Here is a 2,964-nt window from a genome sequence, read left to right as displayed (position 1 = left end):
GATCGCCCCGGGCGCCGCCCCGCCCGCCGCCATGTCTCACACCGCCCCGCCCGCCGCCTCGTCCGTCGCGGCCGGCGGCGGATCAGGCCGGGCGGCGGCCGAACAGGCCCATGCCGACCATCGTCAGCACGGTTTCGCCATGCTGGTTGGTGGCGGTCCAGCGGGAGCGGATGATGCCGCGGTCGGGCTTGCTGGCGGACGGGCGGCTTTCGACCACCTCCATCCGCACGGACAGCACGTCGCCCGGCCGCACCGGGCGCAGCCAGCGGATCTCGTCCACCCCGGGCGAGCCGAGGCTGGCGGTGTCCAGCAGATACCCGTCGCACATGCGCCGCATCACGCTGGCGCAGGTCTGCCAGCCGCTGGCGATCAGCCCGCCATAGAAACTGTCCCGCGCGGCAACCGGGTCGGTATGAAATACCTGCGGGTCATAGGCACGGGCAAAGGCGATGATCTCCGCCTCGGTCAGCGAAAACGTGCCGAGGTCGCGGGTCGATCCGACCGGAAAATCCTCGAAATACAGCATGCTACGGATCGTTCCTTCACAAGTCGCGCAAGCCGTGACGCGCAGGCCCGGGCGCCGCCGCCCGTCTAGCGGGCGAGCGCCTTCGCGATGTCGCGACGCAGATAGGCGGGCAGGGCGGGGATGGCGCCGAGCTCGGCCAGCGCCTCGCGGCCCGGACGCGCGCCGCCCTGGCCGGTCACCACCACCGACAGGCGCCGCACCGTCCACGCGGGATAGGGCCGGTCGAGCAGGGTCATCGCGTCGCCCGCGGCGATCGGGCCGGGTGTGACGACGCGCAGGTACCAGCCGGTCATCCCCTCGGCCAGCATGTATTTGCCGAGGCGGGTGTCGTCATGGATATGCGCGAACTTGTAGCAGGGCTGGCGCGGCTCGCTGACTTCCAGCACCGCCCCGCCCACCGCATACCGGTCGCCGAGCGCCACCACCGTCTCGTCCAGCCCCTCGACCGTCAGGTTCTCGCCGAAGGCGCCGGGGCGCAGCCGGCCGGCGAGGCGCGGATGCGCCGCCTCCCACACCGCGTAATGCGCCCAGGGATAGGCATAGACGGCCTTGTCCGGCCCGCCATGCACCGTCAGGTCCGCCTGCGCGTCGCCGGCGAGGCCGAGCGGCCCGGCCTGCACCGGACCTGTCACGGGAGATTTGCGGAACGCGGTCGGCGTGCCCGCGCGCGGCCCCTCGTCCGTCAGCACGCCGATGGCGCCGACCTGGATGGAGCGTATCCGCGCCGCCGTCCCGCTCATCCGGCGGCGCCCTCGGGCTGCTCGGCCGGCGCGGCGGATAGGCCGCCATGCGCCGCACTCCAGCCCGGCGGGTCTTCCAGAAACCGCCGCACCTCGGCCAGCGCGCTGTCGGCGAAATACGGCCGCTCGCGGCAGACCTCCAGTACGTCCCACCAGTTGCACAAATGATGCAGCGCGATGTCCATGCCGGCCAGCGTCTCGAAGCTGCCGGGGAAGACACCGTAATAGAAGACGACGAAGGTGTGGTTCACGATCGCCCCGGCGTCGCGCAGCGCGCGGGCGAAGCGGATCTTCGACCGCCCGTCGGTGGTCAGATCCTCGACCAGCAGCGTGCGCCGCCCGTCCGGCACGTCGCCCTCGATCAGGGCGTTGCGGCCGAACCCCTTGGGCTGCTTGCGGACATAGGCCATCGGCAGGCTGAGCCGGTCGGCGATCCAGGCGGCATAGGGGATGCCTGCGGTCTCGCCGCCGGCCACCACCTCGATCTGCTCATAGCCGATCGCCCGGCCCAGCTTCTCGACCGCGAGGTCGATGATCTTGGCCCGCGCGCGCGGGAAATAGATGATGCGGCGGCAGTCGATATAGACGGGCGACTTCCAGCCGGAGGTGAAGGTGTACGGCTCCTCCGGCCGGAAATTGACGGCCTTGATCTCCAGCAGGATACGCGCCGCCGTCAGGGCGGCGTCGCGGTCCCAGTCGGTCTGGTGGCTGTTGGCGGTCTTGGCCATCGGGTCCGGGCGCGGTTGCGGTGCGGCAATCCACCCTACCTAATCCGCGCCGGGCGCGGCGTCCATTCCGGGCGGAGCCGCCGCGCGCCGCCCACGGCCCCGCTTGTGCGGCGCCGCAGCTGTCCGTATCATACGTCTCGTTTGCGAATGACTCGCAACATGGAGGCCGCCCGATGGGTTCCGACGTCAGCCGCATCGCCCGCCGCTGCGAGCGCGCCGTCGTCACGGCGTATCGGGAGCTGCGCCACTGCGGCAACGACGACCCGGCGGCGTTCCGCGCCTGCACCACGCTGTATCGCATCCACCACCCCGAAGCCTCGCTGAACGAGGCCCGGCGGCTGGTGGCGGAATGGATCGACCATCACGTGGTGCGCCAGGACAGCGGCCCCACCGATGGCTGCGCCTGCGACTAGGCGCTAGCCCAGGAAGTTCGCGGCAGTACAGGCGCGCGACATAAGCGCCTGAAGTTGCGGGTTTCTCGCCCCGTTCTCATCGGTCAGCGCGGTCATCGGCACGAAGTATTCGTGCGGATGCGGCACGGCGTTGCGGGCGAACCCCTCGTAATGCGTGTCGCGCAGGCCGTACATCACCCGGATGTCGCGCACCGGCAGCACCAGCGGCACCACCGGCGGCGCGCGCAGCACGCCGGTGAGCTGCCAGCGCGGCGTCGGGTCCTCGGCCGCGACCGGCGCCAGCAGCCAGGGCACCGGGCAGACCGCCAGCAGCGAGGTCGTGCTGGGCGCGAAACGCGACCGCTTGTCCAGCAGGTTCGGCAGCGTGGCGCAGGCCTCGATGGCGAAGATGTCCACAAAAGGCTCCACAGGCGTGCCGCCGAAGTTGAGCCAGAGCCCGTCCGGCAGGGTCCGCATGTGCCGGCTGCCCGGGAACTTCAGGAACGGGCTGGCGGCGGCCAGCGCCGGGCCGGGATGCCCATCGGCGCCGGTCTCCCGCCGTCCGCCCGGGCGGCCGC

General features: G+C 71.5%; 5 protein-coding genes. 1 reads left to right on the top strand and 4 read right to left on the bottom strand.

Translation table 11 applies throughout. From position 1 onward, the window contains the following. Positions 1–82: 82 nt before the first annotated feature. The 3 genes from B8460_RS18935 to B8460_RS18925 form a co-directional block, all read right to left on the bottom strand. Positions 83–526: a MaoC family dehydratase gene (locus B8460_RS18935; protein ID WP_048863181.1), complete on the bottom strand. Its 444-nt coding sequence runs from the start codon at positions 524–526 to the stop codon at positions 83–85. Between the two features lie 65 nt (positions 527–591). Continuing rightward, a complete protein-coding gene (locus B8460_RS18930) occupies positions 592–1,266 on the bottom strand; it encodes an MOSC domain-containing protein (RefSeq protein ID WP_048863180.1) in 675 nt (224 codons plus the stop codon). Next, complete coding sequence (locus B8460_RS18925) at positions 1,263–1,994, bottom strand: orotate phosphoribosyltransferase (RefSeq protein WP_048863179.1); 732 nt, start codon at positions 1,992–1,994, stop codon at positions 1,263–1,265. Before B8460_RS18925 ends, B8460_RS18930 begins: the two co-directional genes overlap by 4 nt. 173 nt (positions 1,995–2,167) lie before the next feature. Here B8460_RS18925 and B8460_RS18920 point away from each other — a divergent pair, with 173 nt between their 5' ends. Next, a complete protein-coding gene (locus B8460_RS18920) occupies positions 2,168–2,407 on the top strand; it encodes a hypothetical protein (protein WP_048863178.1) in 240 nt (79 codons plus the stop codon). A gap of 3 nt (positions 2,408–2,410) precedes the next feature. On the opposite strand, the gene B8460_RS22415 is transcribed toward B8460_RS18920, so the two are convergent. Then, positions 2,411–2,964, bottom strand: a 554-nt coding sequence (locus B8460_RS22415) for a hypothetical protein (protein ID WP_048863177.1), incomplete at its 5' end; no start/stop codon positions are given.

It is taken from the genome of Acidisphaera rubrifaciens HS-AP3 (assembly GCF_000964365.1).
Taxonomy (GTDB): Bacteria; Pseudomonadota; Alphaproteobacteria; order Acetobacterales; family Acetobacteraceae; genus Acidisphaera; species Acidisphaera rubrifaciens.
The sequence above is the reverse complement of the archived record's forward strand: the minus strand, read 5'-3'. Positions and strand labels throughout refer to the sequence as shown.